The sequence below is a fragment of the Kineosporia sp. R_H_3 genome (assembly GCF_002198675.1).
GTDB lineage: Bacteria > Actinomycetota > Actinomycetes > Actinomycetales > Kineosporiaceae > R-H-3.
Window position 1 is genome coordinate 52933 of sequence record NZ_MWLL01000016.1, and the last position, 21968, is coordinate 74900.

20 protein-coding genes, 1 tRNA gene and 1 pseudogene are annotated in these 21968 nt (G+C 74.9%); 13 read left to right on the forward strand and 9 right to left on the reverse strand.

Annotated features, from left to right (window positions below; genetic code table 11):
- Positions 1-249: 249 nt before the first annotated feature.
- On the forward strand, positions 250-2052 hold the full coding sequence (gene metG / locus ECOMGDLI_RS01530) for a methionine--tRNA ligase (protein ID WP_088312920.1): 1803 nt from the start codon (positions 250-252) through the stop codon (positions 2050-2052).
- Positions 2049-2291 carry a DUF4287 domain-containing protein gene (locus tag ECOMGDLI_RS01535; protein WP_088312922.1) on the forward strand — a complete coding sequence of 81 codons (243 nt, stop codon included), beginning with the start codon at positions 2049-2051 and terminating at the stop codon, positions 2289-2291. Before metG ends, ECOMGDLI_RS01535 begins: the two co-directional genes overlap by 4 nt.
- A 51-nt stretch (positions 2292-2342) precedes the next feature.
- Here the strand turns inward: ECOMGDLI_RS01535 and ECOMGDLI_RS01540 are convergent, their stop codons facing one another.
- The 6 genes and pseudogenes from ECOMGDLI_RS01540 to ECOMGDLI_RS01565 all read right to left on the reverse strand — a co-directional run bounded on the left by ECOMGDLI_RS01540 (position 2343) and on the right by ECOMGDLI_RS01565 (position 8374).
- On the reverse strand, positions 2343-3152 hold the full coding sequence (locus ECOMGDLI_RS01540; protein ID WP_088312924.1) for an ABC transporter permease: 810 nt from the start codon (positions 3150-3152) through the stop codon (positions 2343-2345).
- A gap of 62 nt (positions 3153-3214) precedes the next feature.
- Positions 3215-3874: pseudogene (locus ECOMGDLI_RS01545) on the reverse strand (ABC transporter ATP-binding protein); the annotation flags it as partial.
- Positions 3871-4194 (reverse strand): hypothetical protein, encoded by a 324-nt coding sequence (locus tag ECOMGDLI_RS01550; protein ID WP_198954432.1) that lies wholly within the window; start codon positions 4192-4194, stop codon positions 3871-3873. The gene ECOMGDLI_RS01550 and the pseudogene ECOMGDLI_RS01545, both read right to left, overlap by 4 nt.
- Positions 4195-4229: 35 nt before the next feature.
- Positions 4230-6956: a LuxR C-terminal-related transcriptional regulator gene (locus tag ECOMGDLI_RS01555; protein WP_088312928.1), complete on the reverse strand. Its 2727-nt coding sequence runs from the start codon at positions 6954-6956 to the stop codon at positions 4230-4232.
- A 48-nt stretch (positions 6957-7004) separates the two neighbouring features.
- On the reverse strand, positions 7005-7688 hold the full coding sequence (locus ECOMGDLI_RS01560; protein WP_198954433.1) for a DUF2306 domain-containing protein: 684 nt from the start codon (positions 7686-7688) through the stop codon (positions 7005-7007).
- Complete coding sequence (locus ECOMGDLI_RS01565; RefSeq protein ID WP_088312929.1) at positions 7685-8374, reverse strand: hypothetical protein; 690 nt, start codon at positions 8372-8374, stop codon at positions 7685-7687. Before ECOMGDLI_RS01565 ends, ECOMGDLI_RS01560 begins: the two co-directional genes overlap by 4 nt.
- Before the next feature lie 123 nt (positions 8375-8497).
- Here ECOMGDLI_RS01565 and ECOMGDLI_RS01570 point away from each other — a divergent pair, with 123 nt between their 5' ends.
- The 5 genes from ECOMGDLI_RS01570 (at position 8498) to ECOMGDLI_RS01590 (ending at position 14820) form a co-directional block, all read left to right on the forward strand.
- The gene (locus ECOMGDLI_RS01570) at positions 8498-9364 is read left to right on the forward strand and encodes a TatD family hydrolase (RefSeq protein ID WP_088312931.1); all 867 of its coding nucleotides are present in this window, start codon (positions 8498-8500) and stop codon (positions 9362-9364) included.
- A 403-nt stretch (positions 9365-9767) separates the two neighbouring features.
- Entirely contained in the window at positions 9768-10964 is a 1197-nt protein-coding gene (locus tag ECOMGDLI_RS01575; RefSeq protein WP_158220839.1) for a resuscitation-promoting factor, read from the forward strand.
- Between the two features lie 110 nt (positions 10965-11074).
- Positions 11075-12004: a 16S rRNA (adenine(1518)-N(6)/adenine(1519)-N(6))-dimethyltransferase RsmA gene (gene rsmA / locus ECOMGDLI_RS01580; protein WP_088312935.1), complete on the forward strand. Its 930-nt coding sequence runs from the start codon at positions 11075-11077 to the stop codon at positions 12002-12004.
- Positions 12001-12918 (forward strand): 4-(cytidine 5'-diphospho)-2-C-methyl-D-erythritol kinase, encoded by a 918-nt coding sequence (locus tag ECOMGDLI_RS01585; protein ID WP_088312937.1) that lies wholly within the window; start codon positions 12001-12003, stop codon positions 12916-12918. The genes rsmA and ECOMGDLI_RS01585 overlap by 4 nt, the downstream gene beginning before the upstream one ends.
- A gap of 9 nt (positions 12919-12927) precedes the next feature.
- A complete protein-coding gene (locus ECOMGDLI_RS01590) occupies positions 12928-14820 on the forward strand; it encodes an ABC-F family ATP-binding cassette domain-containing protein (protein ID WP_088312940.1) in 1893 nt (630 codons plus the stop codon).
- Positions 14821-14835: 15 nt separating this feature from the next.
- On the opposite strand, the gene ECOMGDLI_RS01595 is transcribed toward ECOMGDLI_RS01590, so the two are convergent.
- Positions 14836-15357: a MarR family winged helix-turn-helix transcriptional regulator gene (locus ECOMGDLI_RS01595; protein ID WP_088312942.1), complete on the reverse strand. Its 522-nt coding sequence runs from the start codon at positions 15355-15357 to the stop codon at positions 14836-14838.
- On the reverse strand, positions 15354-16025 hold the full coding sequence (locus ECOMGDLI_RS01600; protein ID WP_233153256.1) for a TetR/AcrR family transcriptional regulator: 672 nt from the start codon (positions 16023-16025) through the stop codon (positions 15354-15356). Before ECOMGDLI_RS01600 ends, ECOMGDLI_RS01595 begins: the two co-directional genes overlap by 4 nt.
- Positions 16026-16197: 172 nt before the next feature.
- Between ECOMGDLI_RS01600 and ECOMGDLI_RS01605 the strand changes: the two genes are divergently transcribed.
- The 4 genes from ECOMGDLI_RS01605 to ECOMGDLI_RS01620 all read left to right on the forward strand — a co-directional run bounded on the left by ECOMGDLI_RS01605 (position 16198) and on the right by ECOMGDLI_RS01620 (position 19441).
- Positions 16198-16269, forward strand: a tRNA-Gln gene (locus tag ECOMGDLI_RS01605).
- A gap of 125 nt (positions 16270-16394) precedes the next feature.
- Positions 16395-17879, forward strand: coding sequence for a bifunctional UDP-N-acetylglucosamine diphosphorylase/glucosamine-1-phosphate N-acetyltransferase GlmU (gene glmU / locus ECOMGDLI_RS01610; RefSeq protein WP_088312944.1), 1485 nt, complete (start codon positions 16395-16397; stop codon positions 17877-17879).
- Complete coding sequence (locus tag ECOMGDLI_RS01615) at positions 17876-18856, forward strand: ribose-phosphate diphosphokinase (RefSeq protein ID WP_088312946.1); 981 nt, start codon at positions 17876-17878, stop codon at positions 18854-18856. The genes glmU and ECOMGDLI_RS01615 overlap by 4 nt, the downstream gene beginning before the upstream one ends.
- Before the next feature lie 108 nt (positions 18857-18964).
- A complete protein-coding gene (locus ECOMGDLI_RS01620; RefSeq protein WP_198954434.1) occupies positions 18965-19441 on the forward strand; it encodes an NUDIX hydrolase in 477 nt (158 codons plus the stop codon).
- 9 nt (positions 19442-19450) lie between these two features.
- Here the strand turns inward: ECOMGDLI_RS01620 and ECOMGDLI_RS01625 are convergent, their stop codons facing one another.
- Entirely contained in the window at positions 19451-19906 is a 456-nt protein-coding gene (locus ECOMGDLI_RS01625; RefSeq protein ID WP_088312948.1) for a DUF6174 domain-containing protein, read from the reverse strand.
- A gap of 73 nt (positions 19907-19979) precedes the next feature.
- Between ECOMGDLI_RS01625 and ECOMGDLI_RS01630 the strand changes: the two genes are divergently transcribed.
- Both ECOMGDLI_RS01630 and ECOMGDLI_RS01635 read left to right on the forward strand, forming a co-directional pair.
- A complete protein-coding gene (locus tag ECOMGDLI_RS01630; protein ID WP_158220840.1) occupies positions 19980-20942 on the forward strand; it encodes a GNAT family N-acetyltransferase in 963 nt (320 codons plus the stop codon).
- Positions 20943-21077: 135 nt separating this feature from the next.
- Positions 21078-21968: serine/threonine-protein kinase (locus tag ECOMGDLI_RS01635; RefSeq protein ID WP_143447427.1), on the forward strand; the 891-nt coding region annotated here is incomplete at its 3' end.

The following is a 21968-nucleotide window of genomic DNA, read 5'->3' on the forward strand; positions in this document are numbered from 1 at the left end:
CGGCCGTGGCCGTACATGACAGGCGATCTGGCCGCCACGCGAAGATGTAATGTCCGGCACCCCCGCACACGGTGCAGAGCAGACAGAACGTCGGAAAATACCGTCACCTGACGTGTTCACGGTGCCGCGCTCCGTAGACAAGTACTCCACCTGGTGACCGAGGGTCACATCCTCTCTTCGGACTGTCGCTGGGTCGGGCGCACGGCGGGGCGGCCCGCGGGGCCGTCGGTGCGTCAATAGGATCGGTCCATGACGCATGTGCTCTCGGCGGTCGCCTGGCCGTACGCCAACGGCCCCCGCCACATCGGCCACGTCGCCGGCTTCGGCGTCCCCTCCGACGTCTTCAGCCGCTACATGCGCATGGCCGGGCACGACGTCCTCATGGTCTCCGGCACCGACGAGCACGGCACGCCGATCCTCGTCCAGGCCGAGCAGGAGGGACTGACCCCGAAGGCGCTCGCCGACCGCTACAACCGCGTCATCGTCGAGGACCTGCACGGTCTCGGTCTCGCGTACGACCTCTTCACCCGGACGACGACCCGCAACCACTACGCGGTCGCCCAGGAGCTGTTCCGCGTCGTCCACAAGAACGGCTACATGATCGAGAAGACGACGACGGGCGCGATCTCGCCGTCGACGGGCCGCACGCTGCCCGACCGCTACATCGAGGGCACCTGCCCGATCTGCGGCTACGACGGGGCGCGCGGCGACCAGTGCGACAACTGCGGCAACCAGCTCGACGCCGCGGAGCTGAAGAACCCGCGCAGCCGGATCAACGGCGAGACCCCGAAGTTCGTCGAGACCGAGCACTTCTTCCTCGACCTGCCGGCGCTGTCGGAGACCCTCGGCGCGTGGCTCCAGACCCGCAGCGACTGGCGCCCCAACGTCCTGAAGTTCTCCCTGAACCTGCTGGACGACGTCCGGCCGCGGGCGATGACCCGCGACATCGACTGGGGGATCCCGGTCCCGCTGCCCGGCTGGGAGGACAACGCGGCCAAGCGGCTCTACGTGTGGTTCGACGCCGTCATCGGCTACCTGTCGGCCTCGGTCGAGTGGGCCCGCCGGACCGGGGACGACGACGCCTGGCGGCTGTGGTGGAACGACCCCGACGCGCGGTCGTACTACTTCATGGGCAAGGACAACATCACGTTCCACAGCCAGATCTGGCCCGCCGAGCTCCTCGCCTACAACGGCAAGGGCGACAAGGGCGGCACCCCGGGCGTCCTCGGCGAGCTGAACCTGCCGACCGAGGTCGTGAGCAGCGAGTTCCTCACGATGGAGGGCAAGCAGTTCTCCTCCTCGCGCGGCGTCGTCATCTACGTGCGCGACATGCTCGCCCGGTACCAGCCGGACGCCCTGCGCTACTTCATCGCGACCGCGGGCCCGGAGACGCAGGACACCGACTTCACGTGGACGGAGTTCGTCCGCCGCACGAACGACGAGCTCGTCGCCGGCTGGGGCAACCTCGTCAACCGGACGGCGTCGATGATCCACAAGAACCTCGGCGCGATCCCCGAGCGCGGCGTCCTCACCGAGGCCGACCACGCGCTCCTCGCGACGACCGAGGCGGGCTTCGGCGACGTCGGCGACCTGCTCGGCACCCACCGCCAGAAGCAGGCGGTCGCCGAGGCGATGCGCGTGGTCTCCGAGGCGAACAAGTACCTGTCCGACCAGGCGCCGTGGAAGCTCAAGAACGAGGACCCGGAGCGGATGAAGACCGTGCTGCACGTCGCGGCACAGGCGATCTCGGACTGCCGCACGATGCTCTCGCCGTTCCTGCCACACAGCGCCCAGGCCGTCCACGAGGCGTTCGGCGGCGTCGGCACCGTCTCGCCGATGCCGCAGATCCGCGAGGTCGAGGACCTCGACGGCGGGCCCGGCTACCCCGTCCTCATGGGGGACTACACCCGCGGCGAGACCCTCGCCGAGTGGAAGCCCGTCCCGATCGTGCCCGGCACCCCGGTGCCCGCCCCGGTGCCGGTCTTCACCAAGCTCGACGACTCGGTCGTCGCCGAGGAGATCGCCCGGCTCGAGGAGAAGGCAGGCTCGTGAGCGACGGTCCCGCGCCCGAGGACACGCCCAAGGTCCAGGGCCCCGCGTCGTACTTCCCCTCGATCGAGAAGAAGTACGGCCAACCGGTCGCGTACTGGAAGGCCCTCGTCGTCGAGCGGCTCCCGGCCAGGCACATGGATCTCGTCGCGTTCCTCAAGGACGAGCACGGCCTCGGTCACGGGCACGCCAACGCGATCGTCGCGCACACGCTCGCGGAGCAGGCGTCGTCCACCGGCTGAAGGTCTGCGCCGCTGCACGCAGCGGAAGTCCCCGGCCGGGTGGTCACGGGGCTACTTGACCTCGGCGCGCACAACGGCGAAGAGACCGACGACGAGCGGGGCGAGCAGCCAGACCGCGGCGCTGGCGGCGAGGTGCTCCCACTGCGCCGCCGTCAGCGTGCCGTCGACGAGCGTCCCCTGGGCGTACCGCAGGTCGACCCAGGGCTGCACGGTGCGGAACCAGGCCTGCGAGCCGGCGAGGACGACGGCCAGGGCCGGCAGCACGAGCGCGTAGCCGAAGTACGCGACGACCGCCCCGACCGAGCTGCGCAGGAGCACCCCCAGCACGAAGCCGACGAGGACGCCCAGCACGTTCGAACCGACGATCGTCAGCATGCTCGTCGCGGTGACGTCCCAGACCGGGGCGATGCCGGCGAGCGAGCTGCCGGCGAGGTTGCCCAGCGCCGCGGCCCCGAGGGCGAGCGGTACGGCGGCGACGGCGACGCCGACGCACGCGACCGCCTTGGCGGCGACGACCCGGCCGCGCCGGGGCACGAGGGTGAACGTCGTGAGGCCGCTGCGCTGGCTCCACTCGGACGTCACGGAGAGGATCGCGACGACCGGCAGCACGAGGGTGAGCGGGTAGTCCACGGCCGTCGTGAACGCGCGGTACGTCATCCCCGCGTCCGAGGCGAGCGCGGCGACGGCCGCCGAGGCGAGCAGCGCGAGCAGCCCGACGCCGGCCACGAGCCAGAACCCGGAGCGGGTGTCGAAGAGCTTGCGCACCTCGGTCGTCACGATGCGGCGCAGGGGGATCGAGGGGCGGGCGGACGGCGGCCCGCCGGGCCCGGGGCCCGCGGCGAGGGTGTCGAGGGTGGTCACGCGACGACTCCTTCGGTGAGGTCGAGGAAGAGCTGCTCGAGGCCGCCGCCGTCCGCCGCGGGCCCGACGGCCCGGAGCAGGTCGGCCTTCGTGCCGCGGGCCACGACCCGGCCGCCGGCGAGGACGACGAGGTCGTCGGCGACGACCTCGATCTCGTGGATCAGGTGCGAGGAGAGCAGGACGGTCCCGCCGCGGTCGGCGAAGTCGCGCAGCAGCCCGCGCATCCAGCGGATGCCGGCCGGGTCGAGCCCGTTCGCCGGCTCGTCGAGGACGAGGACGGCGGGGTCGCCGAGGAGCGCCGTCGCGATGCCGAGGCGCTGCCGCATCCCGAGCGAGTAGTCACGGACGCGACGCGACGACTCCTGCGGCGTGAGCCCGACGACGGCGAGCATCTCCTCGACCCGGCCGCGGGGCAGCCCCATGTAGCGCTGCGCGACCGTCAGGGTCTCGCGGCCGGTGCGGCCGACGTGCTGGGCGGACGCGTCGAGGAGCACCCCGACCTCCCGTCCCGGGTCGGGCAGGTCGACGTACCGGCGGCCGCCGACCGTCGCCGTCCCCGACGTCGCGGTCGACAGCCCGACGAGGATCCGCAGGGTCGTCGACTTGCCTGCGCCGTTCGGGCCGAGGAAGCCCGTCACGCGCCCCGGCAGCGCGGCGAAGGTCACGTCGTCGACGGCGGTGAAGCCGCCGTACCGGCGGGTGAGAGCGTCGACGGCGATCACGACGTGGGCCGCTTGTGGGAGGGTGCCGCGGCGGGCACCTGCTCGACCGAGACGAGCGCGAGCCCGGTGTCGCGGACCTTCTGCAGCACGCCGTGCAGGGCCGCCTGGTCGGTGACGGGGCCGGCGATCCGGGTCGTGCCGTCGCCGAGCCGGTCGAGCGTGAGCCCGTCGAACCAGGCCGCCCAGCGGCCGGCGAGGTGCCCCCGGACCCGGATCTCGTAGTGGCCGGCGCCGGGTCGGTCTGGTCCGTCAGGTCCGTCAGGGCCGTGGGGGCCGTGGGGGCCGTCGGGGGCGCCGTGCGGGAGGTCGGTGTCGTCCATGCCCGCAGGCTAGGAACGGATGTGGTGAGCCCGGATCACCACATGTGGTGGTTGTGCCGGGGAGCCCCGGGGGAGAGCAGGTCGAGCTCCTGCGCGCGGCGGACGGCGGCCCGCCGGCTGTTGACGCCGAGCTTGGCGTAGATGCTCTTCGTGTGCGTGCGCACGGTGTTCAGCGACACGACGAGCTCCCCGGCGATCTCCGGCCCGCTGAGCTCGGTCGCGAGCAGCCGCAGCACGTCGCGCTCCCGGTCGCTGAGCGGTTCGACGAGGGGCTGCCGGGCCGGCGGCCGCGGGGCGTCCGCGCCGCCGGCGGCGAGCAGCCGCGCGGCGTACCCGCCCGCGGGGCCGCGCTCGGCGGCCGCCCGGAGCAGGGCGGCCAGCGGCGGGCCCTCGTCGAGGAAGAGGCGGACGTAGCCCTCCGGCCCGGCGAGGGCCAGCGCGCGCCCGAGCGGCTCGAGCGCACCGCGGGCGTCGCCGCCCGCACGCGCGGCGAGCGCTCGCAGGAGAAGCACCTCGACGAGGCTGCCGGTGCGCCCGCCCGCATCGGCGGCCGCGGCGAGCCGGTCGAGGAGCGAGGCGGCCGCGGCCAGGGCGTCGCCGTCCCCGTCGGCACCGTGCCGGGCGAGGAGCGCCCGGGCGAGGGTCACGTGCTCGTACTCGCGCAGGTGGTCGGGCTCGTCGTCGACGGACAGGCCCCGCTCCCGGACCCAGTCCAGGACCTCGGCGAGCCGGCCCTGGACGAGCAGGGCCCGGGCCCGGACGGCCGCGACGGGGCGCACGTCCGGGGCCATGTCCCCGACGTACCGGCGCCGCGCCTCGTCGAGCAGGGCCAGCGCCTCGAGCGGGTCGCCCTGCACCTGGAGCAGCCGGGCCCGGACGACGCGGCTGCGGTACGGGTTCTGCGGCAGCCCGTTGTGCTCGCCGAGGTCCTCGGCCTGCGCGAGGACCCGGCCCGCCTGCTCCGGGTCGCCCTGCTCGAGGTCGAGGGCGGCGAGCCCGACGAGCATGTCGGCCGTGCCGCGCAGCGGCGGGCCGCCGTCCGCTGGGCGCAGCCGCAGCGCCCGCTCGTAGGTGCGCCGGGCGTCCCGCAGCCGGCCCTGCGTGACCTGGATGTCGGCGAGGGAGAGGGAGCAGCCGAGGACGTCGGAGGCGTGCCCGGCCCGCTCCAGGCTCACGAGGCACTCGGAGTACCCGGCGACGGCCGCGTCGAGGTCCCCGGTGACCCAGGACGCCAGTCCGACGAGCGCGGTCGCCGCGCCCCGGGCGATGTGGTGGTCCTCCTCGAGCAGCCCCAGGGCACGCCGGGCGTGGGTCACGGTCGCGGCGGGGTCGCCGAGCGCCAGGGCGAGACCGGCCCGGTGGACGGCGATCCCGGCCGGGACCCGGCGCAGCTCCTGCTCGTCCCGGGCGCGCGGGCCGTCGGCCAGCGCCTGCTCGGCGTCGCGCAGGTGCTGCTCGACGCCCCGGACCTCACCGGTCGACAGCAGCGCGCCCGCGAGACCGTTGGCGAGCACCGGCCGCGCCCGGACCAGCCCGGCCGGCAGCTGCTCGATCCAGTGCCGCAGCGCGGCCTCCTGCCGGGTGCGCCGCGCGTCGGGCATCGCCAGCTCGACGAGGTCGGCGGCGCGCTCGTGGTCCTGCGCGGCGGTCGCGTGCCGGATCCCTTCGGCGGGGTCGCCGTTCGCGGCGTACCAGTCGCTCGCGCGCCGGTGCAGGGTGCGCACGAGGCCGGGCGACTCCTCGACGAGCCTGGCCCGCAGGACGTCGCCGAACAGGTGGTGGTAGCGGTAGGCCCGGCGGTGGTCGTCGAGCGGGACGACGAAGAGGTTGCCCCGGTCGAGCGCCTCGAGCGCGGCGCGGCCGTCCTGCCGGCCGGTCACGGCGTCGCACAGCGGGCCGGTGAGGCGGGCCAGCACGGACGTCTGCAGGAGGAAGTCGCGGACCGGCGCCGGCTGGCGGTGCAGGACCTCCTCGACGAGGTAGTCGACGACGTAGCGGTCGTCGCCGGTGAAGCCCGCGACGAAGCCGGTGACGTCCTCACGGCCCTGCATCGACAGCGCCGCGAGCTGGAGGGCGGCGATCCACCCCTCGGTGCGGTCCTCCAGGGCCTCGACGTCCCCGGCCGTGACCGTGAGCCCCATGGCCCCGACGAGGTACTCGGCGGCCTCGTCGGGGGTGAAGCGCAGGTCGGCGGCGCGGACCTCGACGAGCTCGCCGCGGGCCCGCAGCCGGGCCAGCGGCAGCGGCGGGTCCGCGCGGCCGGCGAGCACGAGCCGGACGCGCGGCGGCAGGTGCTCGACGAGGAACGCCATCTCCTCGTGGACCTCGCGGGCCTCGACGAGGTGGTAGTCGTCGAGCACGAGCACGACCTCGCCGCCGGGCGCGGCGAGGTCGTTGAGCAGGGTCGTCAGCACGAGCCGGGTCTGCACCGGTCCGCCGCTGCCGAGCAGCGCCAGGGCGTCGGCACCGGCCTCCGGCGCGACCGTCCGCAGCGCGGTGACCACGTAGGTCCAGAAGGTGACGGGGTCGTCGTCGCCACGGTCCAGCGACAGCCACGCCGCCCGCCGGCCGCGCGGCGGCGCCTCCTGCCCGGCCAGCCACTGGGTGAGCAGCGTCGTCTTGCCGAAGCCGGCCGGGGCGCACACGAGCACGACCTTCGCCCCTGCCGCGCCGTCCAGCCGTCGCAGGAGCCTCGCGCGCGGCACCACCCCCGCCCGCGGCCGGGGCAGGTACAGCTTGGTCCGCAGCAGAGGGGCCGGCATGACGTCTCCCGTCACCGGGCGTCGCGGCGGGGGCTCCCGCCGACGCCGTCACCGCGTCCGGACGCCCACAGTATCCCCGGGGGCGTCCCCGGCGACGGCGACGGCGGCCCTGCGGCCGGCGCGTGGACGCCGGACGACGACCTCGGCGACGACGGCGTTGAGCACCCACCCCGCGGTGAGCGACAGCGCCGTGCTGAGGTCGCCCGTGCCGAAGAGCGCGTTGCCGAAGCCCTGCGTGAAGGTCTGGGTGCCGGCGGCCACGGCCAGCGCGTACGCCCGGATCATCCAGGCGCGGTGGGCGGGGACGTCCCGCCGGCGCACGGCGGTGACGCCGAGGACGACGCCGGCGGCGACCGCCGTCCCGACGACGAACCGGACGACCTGGAGCAGCACGCCGCCCGGCGCGTCCGGGTAGAACAGCGTCATCCAGACCCCGGACAGGGCCACCACGGCACCGGCGACGACGGCCGCCCGGCCGTTGCGGCGGTGCCGGTCGGGGTGCGCGCGACGCTGCCGGGCGGAGAGCTGGAACGCCCCGAGGACGGCGTAGACGGCCGCCGCGACGACGTGCAGCACGAGCGGCACCGGGACGGCGTCCACCCGGGGGTTCTCCGGGAGCAGCCGCGGGCCGCCGAGGATCTCGACGATCCGCAGCGACCCGGCGGCGAGCGGGAGGACCACCAGGGCCACCAGGGCCAGCGGCACCCGCCACCCGCCCGCGGCGCGGGTCACTCGACGGCCGTCGCGGCGAGCACCGGAGACGTCCCGGCGGCCGCACCGGTGCCGGTGGTGCTGCCGCCGACGCTCCACAGCGACCAGCCGAGCGCGATCATCGCGATGCCGTTCGGGAACGCGAGCAGCCGGAAGAACGCGTCGGGCATGAAGGTCAGGGCCGCCGAGACGACGCCGCCGACGGCGAGGAGCAGGCAGGCCCACCGGGCCAGCACCCGGGCCCGGTACATCGCGACGCCGAGGAGCAGACCGCCGCCGAGGTAGGCGACGCCCTGGAGCTTGATCACCGTGGCGAGGTGGCCGATGTCGCCGACCGCCTGGCCGCCGGTCGCCACCGCGGTGACGTCGTCGACGTACGCCGGGACGGCGGCCGCGACCGACGGCAGGACGAACGCCGCCACGAACGCGGTGCAGGCGATGAGCAGGTAGCCGGCGGCCAGCAGGAGGTAGCCGACGAGGCCGAGGACCCCGGCCTGCCGCACCTGGCGCAGGTACATGCCGGTGATGCCGAGCAGCGCCAGGGCGGCCATGACCACCTTGAGGCTGTCGCGGACGAGCATCTCGGTGCTCGTGACGGTGACCGCGTCGAGGTGCGGGTGGGCGACCTGGACGCCGATGAACAGCAGCCCGGAGGCGACGGCGGCCAGGCCTGCGGACCGGCTGAGGGTGGTGGGGGAGAGAGTCATGGCGCTTCCTGTTCCGATCGTCCGGGGGACTGCGGGTGCTCGGAACGTAGGCGCCGAGGTGGTGGCCGGTCCTCACCACATGATGTGAACGAGGTGGTGACATCGGGACGGCAGAATCGGGGCGTGGCCTTCTCCCGTCCGCCGGCGCCCGAGCCGCTGCCCCTGCCCGTCGTCGACAACCACGCCCACCTCGACCACACCCGTGGCGGGGACGAGCCGTTCGACGTCGCGGACGCGATCGCCGCGGCGGCCGCGGTCAACGTGACGCGGCACGTGCAGATCGGCTGCGAGCTCGAGTCCGCGCGGTGGACGGTAGACGTCGTCGACCGCTTCCCGCAGGTGCTCGGCGGGGTCGCGCTGCACCCGACCGAGGCGACCAGGATCGTTGCGGCGCAACCGGATCCGGTGAGCGGGCGGAAGGCGCTCGAGGAGGCGTTCGCCGAGATCGAGGCGCTCGCGGCGCACCCGCGGGTGCGGGTCGTCGGCGAGACCGGGCTCGACCACTACTGGGTGGACGCCGACGACACCGCCGGCCGGGCGGCGCAGGTCGAGTCGTTCGCGCGGCACGTCGACCTCGCCAAGCGGCTCGGCAAGGTGCTGCAGATCCACGACCGGGACGCGCACGACGCCGTCCTCGACGTGCTCGCCGCCGAGGGCGCACCCGCGCGCACCGTCTTCCACTGCTTCTCCGGGGACGCCGCGATGGCGAAGGTCTGCGCCGACAACGGGTGGTTCCTGTCCTTCGCGGGCACCCTGACGTTCAAGAACGCGCAGGAGCTGCGCGACGCCCTGCGCGCCGTCCCGCTCGAGCAGGTGCTCGTGGAGACCGACGCGCCGTACCTCACCCCGGCGCCGTACCGCGGCAAGGTCAACGCGGGCTACCTCGTGCCGCTCACCGTGCGTCGCATGGCGGAGGTGCTCGAGGTCGACCTGGATGCGCTCTGCGCGCGGCTGGACGCGACGTCCGAGGCCCTGTACGGCCCATGGTGAGCACGCAGCGCGAAACACCAGTCACACCAGTCACATCCGCCCCGCCCGGCATGCCGGGAACGGCTCTCGAACACCACGCCGACACGCGCGACACGGCGATGGAGGTCATCTGCGTGTAACAACTGCTGTGACCTCGAACACCCGGAGCAACCCGGCTCTGACCTGCGAAGACTCCGGAGCGTCAGGTCGTGCGGCGTGTCGGGGGCCGTTCTCGCGACGCTGTGTGGCTTGGTCCCCGGTCTCGTTTCGATTACGTTGGCGCCCGACAGCCGGGGTCGGTCGACCTCGGGGGCAACGCGCGACGCGCACCGCACCGCCACCGGGACGACCTCCCCACGGCAGGGAGCGCGTACCGGGGGCACGCAGGCGTCCTCCACCGTCGCACGGATGCGACGAGACGAAGATGCGCCCGCCCCCGGTCGCCGTGCTCGGACATCGCAAGGTCTGGAGCGTCGTGCTCAACGTTCTCATCGGCAAGCCCGGCAAGGGCCGCGTCCTGCGGCTCGGCGCCCAGGCGGCCGTCCTCACCGCGGTCGTCGGCGGCACCGTCGCGTTCGCGAACCAGGACACCGACGTGGACCTCACGGTCGACGGCAGGACCACGCTGGTCTCCGAGGACGCCGACACGGTCGGCGAGCTGCTCGCGGCCCGCGGCATCCGGCTCGGTGCGCGCGACGTCGTCGCCCCCTCGCCGGCGGCGAAGATCGAGGACGGCGACGACGTCGTCGTCCGGTACGCGCGCCAGCTCGAGGTCTCGGTCGACGGCAAGACGCAGACCTTCTGGACGACGGAGCTCACCGTCGACTCCGCGCTGCGGGCCGTCGGCATCCGCGCCGACGGGGCCCGGCTCTCCGCGTCGCGCTCGCTCCCGCTCGGCCGGCAGGGCCTCGCCCTCGTCGTCACGACGCCGAAGAAGGTGACGCTCGTCGCCGACGGCAAGCGCGCCAAGGTCACGACGACGGCCCCGACCGTCGGCGACCTCCTCGACGAGCAGGGCCTCACGCTCGGCAAGGACGACAAGCTCTCGGTCTTGGAGTCGACGCCGACGGTCAAGGGCCTCGTCGTGGCCGTGACCCGGATCGACAAGAAGACCGTGACGAAGACCGAGAAGGTCTCGTACACCACGAAGTCCGTGAAGAGCGCCAAGCTCTACAAGGGCGAGAAGAAGGTCGTCACCGAGGGCGTCCAGGGCAGCCGCAAGGCGACGTACGCCGTGACCCTCGCCGACGGCAAGGTCGTCAGCAAGAAGCTCGTCGACGCGACCGTCACGAAGAAGCCGGTGACGCAGGTCGTCCAGGTCGGCACGAAGGCCCGGCCGGCGTCCTCGTCCGGTGGCGGCGGCGGCTCCGTCGCGGGTGCCGACAGCCTCAACTGGGCCGCGCTCGCGAAGTGCGAGTCCGGCGGCAACCCGTCGATCGTCAGCTCGAACGGGCTCTACCACGGGCTCTACCAGTTCAGCGTCTCGACGTGGCGCGCCGTCGGCGGCTCCGGCCTGCCGAGCCAGGCGTCGGCGGCCGAGCAGACGTACCGAGCGAAGCTGCTCTACAAGAAGGCCGGCGCCGGCCAGTGGCCGCACTGCGGTCCCCGGCTCTTCACCTGACCGGCCCGCACCCTGCACCAGCCGTAGCCCGGCCCGCGGCCCGGCCACGACGTCCCGCGCCCGGCGGACCCTTCGGTCCGCCGGGCGCGGCCGTCTGGGAAGGTAGCCCCATGTCCGACCCGGTCGCGCCGCAGCCCGCGGCGCACGACGCCGTCGCGCTGCTCGGCGCCACCGACGTCCGCCGGCTCGCCGAGGCCCTCGGGGTGCGCCCGACGAAGACGCTCGGGCAGAACTTCGTCCACGACGCGAACACCGTGCGCCGGATCGCCCGGCTCGCCGGTGTCGGCCCGGGGGACACCGTCGTCGAGGTCGGGCCCGGTCTCGGCTCCCTGACGCTCGCGCTGCTCGCGACCGGCGCGGACGTCGTCGCGGTCGAGATCGACCCCGTGCTCGCGCAGGCGCTGCCCGGCACCGTCGCGGAGCGGGCGCCGGACGTCGCGCACCGGCTCGTCGTCGTCGAGGCCGACGCGCTCGCCGTCACCGCGCTGCCGACCGGCCCGACGACCGGCGCGGCGCCGTCCGCGCTCGTCGCGAACCTGCCGTACAACGTCGCCGTCCCGGTCGTCCTCCAGCTGCTCGAGCGGCTGCCGTCGCTGCGGACCGGGCTCGTCATGGTGCAGCTCGAGGTGGCCGACCGGCTCGCGGCCCGGCCCGGCGACAAGCCGTACGGCGTCCCGTCGGTCAAGGCCGCCTGGTACGCCGACGTCCGCCGCGCCGGGACCGTGCCGCGCGGGGTCTTCTGGCCCGTCCCGAACGTCGACTCCGGCCTCGTCGGGTTCACCCGCCGGGAGCCGCCGACCACCCCGGCGCCCCGTGCCGAGGTCTTCCGGTGCGTCGACGCCGCGTTCGCGCAGCGCCGCAAGACGCTGCGGGCGGCGCTCGCGGGCTGGGCCGGCTCGGCACCCGCCGCCGAGACCGTCCTGCGGGCCGCCGGGGTCGACCCGTCGGCCCGCGGCGAGATGCTCTCCGTCGAGCAGTTCGCCGCGGTGGCCACCGCCCGGCTGCAGGGCGCCGGGGATGCCCTAGGGTCGAGCCGATGACCACGAGCCACCCGACCGCCCGCGGCGTGACCGCCCGTGCGCCGGGCAAGGTCAACCTCGCGCTCGTCGTCGGCCCCCTGCGCGACGACGGCTTCCACGAGCTCGTCAACGTCTTCCACGCCGTCTCCCTCGTCGACGACGTCACCGCGACCCCGGCCGACGACGTGACCGTGAGCGTCGAGGGCGTCCACGCCGGGAGCGTGCCCTGCGACGCGACGAACCTCGCCGTCCGGGCCGCCCTGCTCCTCGCCGAGCGGGCCGGCGTCGACGACGGCGTGCACCTGCACATCAAGAAGCAGATCCCCGTCGCGGGCGGGATGGCCGGCGGCTCGGCGGACGCCGCGGCGGCACTGCTCGCGTGCGACGCCCTGTGGCAGACCGGGATGTCCCGCGACGACCTCGCCGGGCTCGCGGCCGAGCTCGGCAGCGACGTCCCCTTCGCCCTCGTCGGCGGCACCGCCGTCGGCACCGGCCGCGGCGAGCGGCTCACCCCGGCGCTGGCCCGCGGCGAGTACGAGTGGGTCGTCGCGCTCAACGAGGCGGGCCTGTCGACGCCGGCCGTCTACGGCGAGCTCGACCGGCTCCGCACGGGCCGCGACGTGCCCGCGCCGACGGTCCCGGACGGGCTCATGCAGGCGCTGCGCTCCGGGGACGCCGAGGCGCTCGGCGAGGCCCTCGAGAACGACCTGCAGCCCGCCGCGTGCTCGCTCGCCCCGGCCCTCGAGCGCACCCTGGAGGTCGGCCGCGAGTACGGCGCGCTCGGCGCGATGGTCTCCGGCTCCGGCCCGACCGTGGCCTTCCTCGTGCGCGACCACGAGCAGGCCCTCGACATCAGCGTGGCGCTCACGGCGTCCGGTGCGGCGGACGACGTGCGTCGCTGCCGCGGTCCGGTCCCCGGCGCCCGGCTGCTCTGAGGTCCGGCGATGGCGCACCTGCTGAACGTCGAGTCCGTCACCGTGGCCTTCGCCGCCCGGACGGTGCTCGGCGCCGTCTCGCTCGGGATCGACGACGGGGACCGGATCGGGGTCGTCGGCCGCAACGGTGACGGCAAGTCGACCCTGCTGCGGGTGCTCGCCAAGCAGCAGGAGCCCGACGCCGGCCGGGTCACCCACTCCGGCGGCCTCGATCTCGGCATGCTCAGCCAGGGCGACGACCTCGACCCGGCGGCCGACGTCCGGCACGCCGTCGTCGGGGACGTCCCCGACCACGTCTGGGCGGCGGACGCCGCCGTCCGCGACGTCCTCACGGGGCTGCTCGGCGGCCTCGACGCACCCGCGGTCGGCGGCCTCGACGCCCTCGTCGGGCGGCTGTCCGGCGGGCAGCGGCGGCGGGTCGCGCTCGCCGCGCTGCTCACCCGCCCGCACGACGTCGTCCTGCTCGACGAGCCGACGAACCACCTCGACGTCGAGGGCGTCGACTGGCTCGCCCGGCACCTGCGCGACCGCTGGCCGAAGGGCCGCGGCGGGCTCGCCGTCGTCACCCACGACCGGTGGTTCCTCGACGCCGTGAGCGAGCGGACGTGGGAGGTGCACGACGGGGTCGTCGACTCCTTCGAGGGCGGCTACGCCGCCTACGTGCTCGCCCGCGCCGAGCGGTCCCGGGTCGCCGCGGCGACCGAGGAGCGCCGCCGCAACCTGCTCCGAAAGGAGCTGGCCTGGCTGCGCCGCGGCCCCCCCGCGCGCACGAGCAAGCCCCGGTTCCGGATCGACGCCGCGAACGCCCTCATCGCCGACGAGCCGCCGCCCCGCGACGGGCTGGCGCTCGAGCGGATGGCCACGGCCCGGCTCGGCAAGGACGTCCTCGACCTCGAGGACGTGACGATGACGGTCGGCTCCGGCGGCGACGCGCGCACCCTGCTGCGCGACGTCACGTGGCGGATCGGCCCGGGCGAGCGGATCGGCATCGTCGGCGTCAACGGCTCGGGCAAGACGACGCTCATGCGGCTGCTCCTCGGCGAGCTGCAGCCGGCGGCCGGCCGGGTCAAGCGCGGCAAGACCGTGCAGGCCGCGATGCTCACGCAGGAGGTCCGCGAGCTCGACGCGGTCGCGGACCTGCGCGTCCAGGAGGCGGTCGAGAAGGTCCGCGGCTCGGTGCGGATCGGCGACAAGGACGTCACGGCCGGGCAGCTCCTCGAGCGGCTCGGGTTCACCCGCGAGCGGGTCTGGACGCCGGTCGGCGAGCTCTCCGGCGGCGAGCGGCGGCGGCTGCAGCTGCTGCGCCTGCTCATGGGCGAGCCGAACGTGCTCGCGCTCGACGAGCCGACGAACGACCTCGACACCGACACCCTCGCCGCGGTCGAGGACACCCTCGACGGCTGGCCGGGCACGCTCCTCGTCGTCTCCCACGACCGGTACCTGCTCGAGCGGGTCACCGACCGCCAGGTCGCCCTGCTCGGCGACGGCCGGCTGCGCGACCTGCCCGGCGGCGTCGAGCAGTACCTCGAGCTGCGCCGCGCCCAGGAGGACGCCCGGCCCGCGCACGGCTCCCTCGCCGCCCCCTCCGCCTTCGGGGCGGCGTCCGGCTCCGGCACGGGCGTCGGCTCGACGGCCGGTGCACCGGCCGCGGCCGCGCCGGCGGCATCCGCGGCGCCCGGCCCGAACGCCGGCGACGTCCGGGCCGCCCGCAAGGAGCTCACCCGCATCGAGCGGCAGATCGCCAAGCTCACGTCGTCCGAGGAGAAGATCCACGCCGAGATGGCGGAGAAGGCGACCGACCACCAGGCCGTGCTCGCCCTCGACGCGAAGCTCCGCGCGATCGCCGCCGAGCGCGAGGCCCTCGAGGAGACCTGGCTCGAGCTGGCCGACGCCACCGGCTGACCCCGCCGGTCGGTGTCAGGGGCGGGTGTCGAAGGGGGCGACGAGCCGGCGCAGGAGGCCGGCGAGGGCCGTGCGGTCCGCGGGGGAGAGGTCCGCGAGGAGCGCGCGCTCGCGGTCGACGAGGGCGGCCAGGGCGGCCTCGACGACGGTGCGCCCCGCGTCGGTGAGGCCGACGAGGACGCCGCGGCCGTCGTCCGGGTCCGGACGGCGCACGACGAGCCCGCGGGCGGCGAGCCGGTCGACCCGGTTCGTCATCGTCCCGCTCGTCACGAGCGTCTCGGTCGTGAGCCGGCCCGCGGACAGCTCGTAGGGCGCCCCGGACCGGCGCAGCGCCGCGAGGACGTCGAACTCCCACGGCTCGACGCCCGGTCCGGCGAACGCGGCGGCCCGGTGCCGGTCGAGGTGGTGCGCCAGCCGGCTCACCCGGGAGAGCACCTCGAGCGGGCCGACGTCGACGCCGGGCACCTCGCGCCGCCAGGCGGCGACGATCCGGTCGACCTCGTCGCCGACGACGGCGTCCTGGGAGGCGTCGGTCACGGCCGCGGCCCCTTGAGCCGGGGGCGCCGCTCGAGCCCGGACAGCCCGTTCCAGGCGAGGTTCACCAGGTGCGCGGCGACCTCGGCCTTCTTCGGCTTACGGACGTCGAGCCAGTGCTGCCCGGTGAGCGCGACCATCCCGACGAGCATCTGCGCGTAGAGCGGTGCGGCCTTCGGCTCCAGCCCGCGCGCCTTGAACTCGGCGGCGAGCAGGTACTCGACCTGGTTCGCGACGTCCGAGATGAGGCTGGCGAACGTGCCTGTCGACTGCGCGACGGGGGAGTCGCGCACGAGGATGCGGAAGCCGTCGGTCGAGGTCTCGATGTAGTCCAGGAGGGCGAACGCGGCCTGCTCCAGCATGAGCCGCGGGTGCGCGCCGGTCTGCAGCGAGCGGTTGATCGCGTCCAGGAGCGAGGCGATCTCGCGGTCGACGACGACGGCGTAGAGCCCTTCCTTGCCGCCGAAGTGCTCGTAGACGACCGGCTTGGAGACCTGCGCCGTGGCGGCGATCTCCTCGACGCTCGTGCCCTCGAAGCCCTTCTCCGCGAAGAGCCCGCGGCCGACGTCCAGGAGCTGCTCGCGCCGCTGCTTGCCCGTCATCCGGGCGCGCGGCGCGGACCGCGCGGGCCGGCCGGGGCCGGCGTCGCGGGCCTCCCGGGACGTCGTCACGCGCCCATCATGCCGTGCACGCCGGGGTGCCCCGCGGCACGGTCGCCCGGCCCGGCCGGGCCCGCCGCGCCGGACCGGGGGTGAACCCGGGCCCGGGACTTGGCACACTTGCACCGGTCCGCGGACCGTCCGGACGCGCGGGCAGCGCGTGCGGCACGGACGAAGCGGGCGTTCCGCCCTGGTGTAGCGGCAGCACACAGGCCTTTGGTGCCTTGAGGGCCGGGTTCGAATCCTGGGGGCGGAGCAGACCGGCGCCGGCGGGGCGTGGTCGGCCGTGGTCGGCCTCACGCCCTGTCGGCCGGTCCGGCCCCGGCCGGCGGGTAGGATCGCGGTGCCTTACCAGCCACTGGCGCCGAGGGGGATCTCCGCGTGAGCCAGCACCGCCCGGCTGCCGTCGTCGTCCTTGCGGCCGGCGAAGGTACGCGGATGAAGTCGGCGACCCCGAAGGTGCTCCACCCCATCGGCGGCCGCTCCCTGCTCGGGCACTCGATCGCCGCCGCGCGCACCCTCGACCCGGAGCACCTCGTCGTCGTCGTGCGGCACGAGCGGGACCGGGTCGCCGCGCACGTCGCCGCCGTCGACCCCGGCGCGCTCGTCGCCGACCAGGACGAGGTCAAGGGCACCGGCCGGGCCGTCGAGTGCGGCCTCGAGGTGCTGCCCGCCGATCTCGCCGGCACCGTCGTCGTCACCTACGGGGACGTCCCGCTGCTCGACGGCGCGACGCTCGCCGACCTCGTGGCCCGGCACACGGCGTCCGGCGCGGCCGCGAGCGTGCTCACGGCGCACGTCGCCGACCCCACCGGCTACGGCCGGGTCCTGCGGGACGCCTCGGGCGCGGTGACCGGCATCGTCGAGCACAAGGACGCGGACGACGCCCAGCGCGCGGTGAGCGAGATCAACTCGGGCATCTACGCCTTCGACGCCGCCGTGCTCCGCAGCGCGCTGGCCCGGGTCGGCACCGACAACGCCCAGGGCGAGAAGTACCTCACGGACGTGCTCGCGGTGGCCCGGGCCGACGGCCTCGGCGTCGCCGCGGTGACGACGGACGACGTGTGGCAGGTCGAGGGCGTCAACGACCGGGTCCAGCTCGCGGCCCTCGGGCGCGAGCTGAACCGGCGCGTCGTCGAGGCCTGGATGCGGGCCGGCGTCACCGTCGTCGACCCGGCGACCACGTGGCTCGACGTCACGGTGACCCTCGAGCCGGACGTCACCCTGCTGCCCGGCACGATGCTCCACGGCACGACGCAGGTCCGCCGCGACGCGGTCGTCGGCCCGGAGACGTCGCTCACCGACTGCGTCGTCGCCGAGGGCGCGAGCGTCGTCCGGGCGCACGCCGTCGGCTCCCGGATCGGCGCGGGGGCGACCGTCGGGCCGTACGCGTCGCTGCGCGCCGGCACCGACCTCGGCGCCTCGGGCCGGATCGGCACCTTCGTCGAGACGAAGAAGGCCGTCATCGGCACCGGGTCGAAGGTGCCGCACCTGTCGTACGTCGGCGACGCGACGATCGGCGAGGGCTCGAACATCGGCGCCGCGACCGTCTTCGTCAACTACGACGGCGTCGCCAAGCACCCGACGACCGTCGGCGACCACGTCCGGGTCGGCAGCGACAGCATGCTCGTCGCACCGCTGACGATCGGGGACGGCGCCTACACGGCCGCCGGCTCGGTCATCACCTCGGACGTCCCCCCGGGAGCGATGGCGGTCGCCCGCGGGAAGCAGCGCAACGTCGAGGGCTGGGTCGAACGACGCCGCCCCGGCACCGCCGCCGCGAAGGCGGCGGCGCGCGCGCACGCGGCACAGGAGTCCGGTGAGGCGCCAGGGCCCGCCGGGACGCAGGAGGGAACGCCGCGATGAGCACCGGCATCACGTCGACGAGCGAGAAGCGGATGGTCGTCATCAGCGGCCGCGCGCACCCCGAGCTCGCCGAGGAGGTCGCCGAGGAGCTCGGTGTCGAGCTCGTCCCGACGAGCGCGTACGAGTTCGCGAACGGCGAGATCTACGTCCGGTTCGGGGAGAGCGTGCGCGGCTGCGACGCGTTCGTCATCCAGAGCCACAGCGCACCCATCAACCAGTGGGTCATGGAGCAGCTCATCATGGTCGACGCGCTGAAGCGGGCGTCGGCCAAGCGGATCACGGTCATCGCGCCGTCGTTCCCGTACGCCCGGCAGGACAAGAAGCACCGCGGCCGGGAGCCGATCTCGGCCCGGCTCATGGCCGACCTCTTCAAGACCGCGGGCGCGCACCGGCTCATGTCGGTCGACCTGCACACCGCGCAGATCCAGGGCTTCTTCGACGGTCCGGTCGACCACCTCTGGGCGCTGCCGCTGCTCACCGAGCACGTCCGCAAGCGGGTCGACCGGGCCCGGCTCACCGTCGTCTCGCCGGACGCCGGCCGGGTGCGGGTGGCCGACCACTGGTCCGACCGGCTCGGCGCCCCGCTGGCGATCATCCACAAGCGCCGCGACCCGAGCGTGCCGAACCAGGTCAAGGTGCACGAGGTCGTCGGTGACGTCGAGGGCCGCACGTGCGTGCTCGTCGACGACATGATCGACACCGCCGGCACGATCACCCAGGCGGCCGAGGCGCTCGTCGAGAACGGCGCCGCCGACGTCATCGTCGCCGCGACGCACGCGATCCTCTCCGGCCCGGCCGTCGACCGGCTGCGCTCGAGCAAGATCAGCGAGGTCATCGTCACGAACACGCTGCCGATCGGCGAGGACCGCCGGTTCCCGCAGCTGACGATCCTGTCGATCGCCCCGCTCATCGCCCGCGCGATCCGCGAGGTCTTCGACGACGGCTCGGTGACGAGCCTGTTCGACGGCAACTCCTGACGGGTCGGGCCGTCCTCGGGGGAGGATCGGTTCAGGCCGCCGGCGCTGCTGCCGACGGGTACCCGAGGTGCTGCCCGCGGGGTGGCGGTTCGCGAAGGGACTCAGGACGTGGCGGGACAACGCGCGGTCGCGGTCGTCGTCGACGGCGAGCGGGTGCTGCTCATGAAGCGGTACCTGCACAAGCCCAGCCCTGACCTCTGCATCATGTGCCGCACCCTCGGGACGGCCGTCCCCGGCCCGGCCGGCCCGCGCTGCCCCGGCCACCACTACGCGGTGCTGCCCGGCGGGCACGTCGAGGACGGCGAGCCGCTCGAGGAGGCCGTCGTCCGCGAGCTCACCGAGGAGACGTCCCTCGTCGGGCGGATCGAGCGGGTGCTCTGGACCGGCCGGCACAACGAGCGCGAGGCGACGTACTTCCTCATGACCGACGTCACCGGCACCCCGACGCTCGGCGGTCCCGAGCTGGAGAAGAACAACCCGGACAACAGCTTCGAGCTCGTCTGGGCGACCGCCGACGACCTCGAGGGCCTCGGCCTGCACCCGGCGGACGCGCGCGAGCCGCTCGCGAAGCTGCTCGCGGGCTGACGCGCGTCGTCAGCGCGGGGTGACGGACGCCGTCCAGGTCACCTCGTCGTCGACGGCGGCCAGGATCATGTCGATGTCGATCGTCGTGGGGACACCGCGCCCGTCGTAGGTCACCCCGACCTTCTCGGCGGTCCCGAGCGAGCGCGCGACGACGTCGAACAGCGCCTCGACCGTCGTCGGGGTGCCCTCCGGCGGTGTCGTGCCGCCGGCCTCGTTCGTGAGCTCGACGCCCGTCACGGTGGCCGTACCGGCACGGACCTGGATCCGGACGAGACCGGCCGACGTGCAGAAGCACGACCCGTCGACGACGAGGTCGTAGTCGGTCACGCCCGCGGCGGCCCAGGTCGCCCGGGCGCGCGCGAGCCGCTCACGACCGGCCTCCGTCTCGTCGGCGCAGGCCGCCAGAGGCGCTGCGAGCAGGAGCAGGGCGCCGGCGGTGACGAGCCGCGTCGGGTGTGTGCGCATGGCGGGCCTCCCGTGCGGACGATGCCGAGCAGTGTGCCGCCCCTCGGGTGCCGGCGCCGCTAGCCTGTCCGGAATGAACGCTGAGGTCCGGGATGTCGAGGTCCCGGGGGTCGAGGTCCGTGACCTCGTCGACGAGGACCTGCCCGACGTCGTCCGGCTGTGGACGCAGACCCACCCGCACCTCGTCCTGCAGACCGAGGAGCGGTTGCGGCACCTGGCCGCGGTGGTCTCGCCGCAGGCCCGGCGGGTGCAGCGGGTCGCGGTGTCCGGCGGCCGGGTCGTCGGCTACGCCTCGGCGCGGCTGAACCTCGAGACCTCCGAGCCGGGCCAGGGACACCTGACGGTGCTCGTCGACCCCGGCCACCGGCGCCGCGGCATCGGCAGCGCGCTGCTCGCCGGGGCGCACGCGCACCTGCTCGCCGTCGGGGCCACGACCCTGCACAGCCGCACCGGTGACGAGGCGGGGTCGGTCGCCTTCGCCCGGCGGCACGGGTTCACGGTGACCCGCCAGGAGCGCTTCCAGCGGGCCGACCTCACCGTGCTCGAGACCATGCCCGGCGTCACCGCCGCCCCGCCGCCGCCGGACGGCGTCCGCGTCGTGCCGGTGGCCGACCTCACCGCCGAGGCCGTGCACGCCTGCGACGCCGCGGCGACCCTCGACATGCCGGGCGACGTCACCTTCGACGCCATGGACCTCGACCAGTGGCGCGCCGACGTCTGGGACGCCCCGGGGTTCGACCGGGCGCTGAGCCGGGGCGCCGTCGACCCGGACGGCCGGGTGCTCTCGCTGGCGCTGCTCGAGACGAACCCGCAGCGCCGCGCGGTGTGGTCGGGGATGACCGGAACGCTCCGCGAGGCCCGCGGCCGCGGGCTCGCCCGCCTCGTGAAGATCGCGGCGCTGCGCGCGGCGGCCGCGGCCGGCTACACCGAGGCCTGGACCGGCAACGACGACTCGAACGCCGCGATGCGCGCGGTCAACGCGCGCCTCGGGTACGCCGTCGCCGTCACCGGCTGCGGGGTGCTGCGGCGGGTCTGACCGGCCCGTCCTGACACTGCCCGAACACCCGCCGTACGGCGGCGGCCTCGACGGGGCGGTGCCGCAGCGGCATCATGATCCGGGTGTCCGCGGGGGCACGACACTGCAGGAGACATCGGGGAGGGGATCCGGCCCGTGCGTGCGGAGCTGCCGCTGGGCACGCGCGACCCCCTCGAGGTCGACGGCTACCGGGTCGTGCGGCGGCTCGCCCAGGGCGGGCAGGGCGTCGTCTACCTCGCGCGCACCCCGGACGACGACCTCGTCGCGCTCAAGCTGCTGCACCCGGGCTGGCTCGAGGAGCCGAGCGCCCGCGAGCGCCTCGTCAAGGAGATCGGCGCGGCCCGGACCGTGGCCCGGTTCTGCGTCGCCCAGGTGCTCGACGCGAAGGTCGACGGTGACACCCCCTACATCGTCAGCGAGTTCGTCGAGGGGCCGTCGCTCTCCCAGCACGTCAAGGAGCGGGGGCCGCTGCGCGGCGCCGCGCTCGACCGGCTCGCGGTCGCGACGGCGACGGCGCTCGCCGCGATCCACCGGGCCCGGATCGTGCACCGCGACCTCAAGCCCTCGAACGTCATGCTCGGCCCCGACGGGCCGCGCGTCATCGACTTCGGCATCGCCCGCGACCTCTCGCTGGAGACGACGTCGACGGGGCGGATCGTCGGCTCGCCGAACTACATGTCGCCCGAGCAGCTGTCCGGGCTCGTCGTCGGCCCGCCCGCGGACGTCTTCTCGTGGGCCTGCACCGTCGTGTTCGCGGCGACCGGCCGCTCGCCGTTCAGCGGCGACACCCTCGTGGCCCTGATGTACCAGGTCGTCCACGCCGACCCGGACACGGACGGCGTCCCCGAGCCGCTGCACGACCTCGTCGTGCGCTGCCTCGCGAAGGACCCCGACGCGCGGCCGACCTCGGAGCAGGTGCTCCTGGCGCTCCTCGGTGGCCCTGGCCTGCCGGCGGCGGCGCCGGTCGCGTCGCTCGCCGCCGGAGCGGCGGTCGCCGGGGCCGCGGGCCTGCCGGACGACCCGACG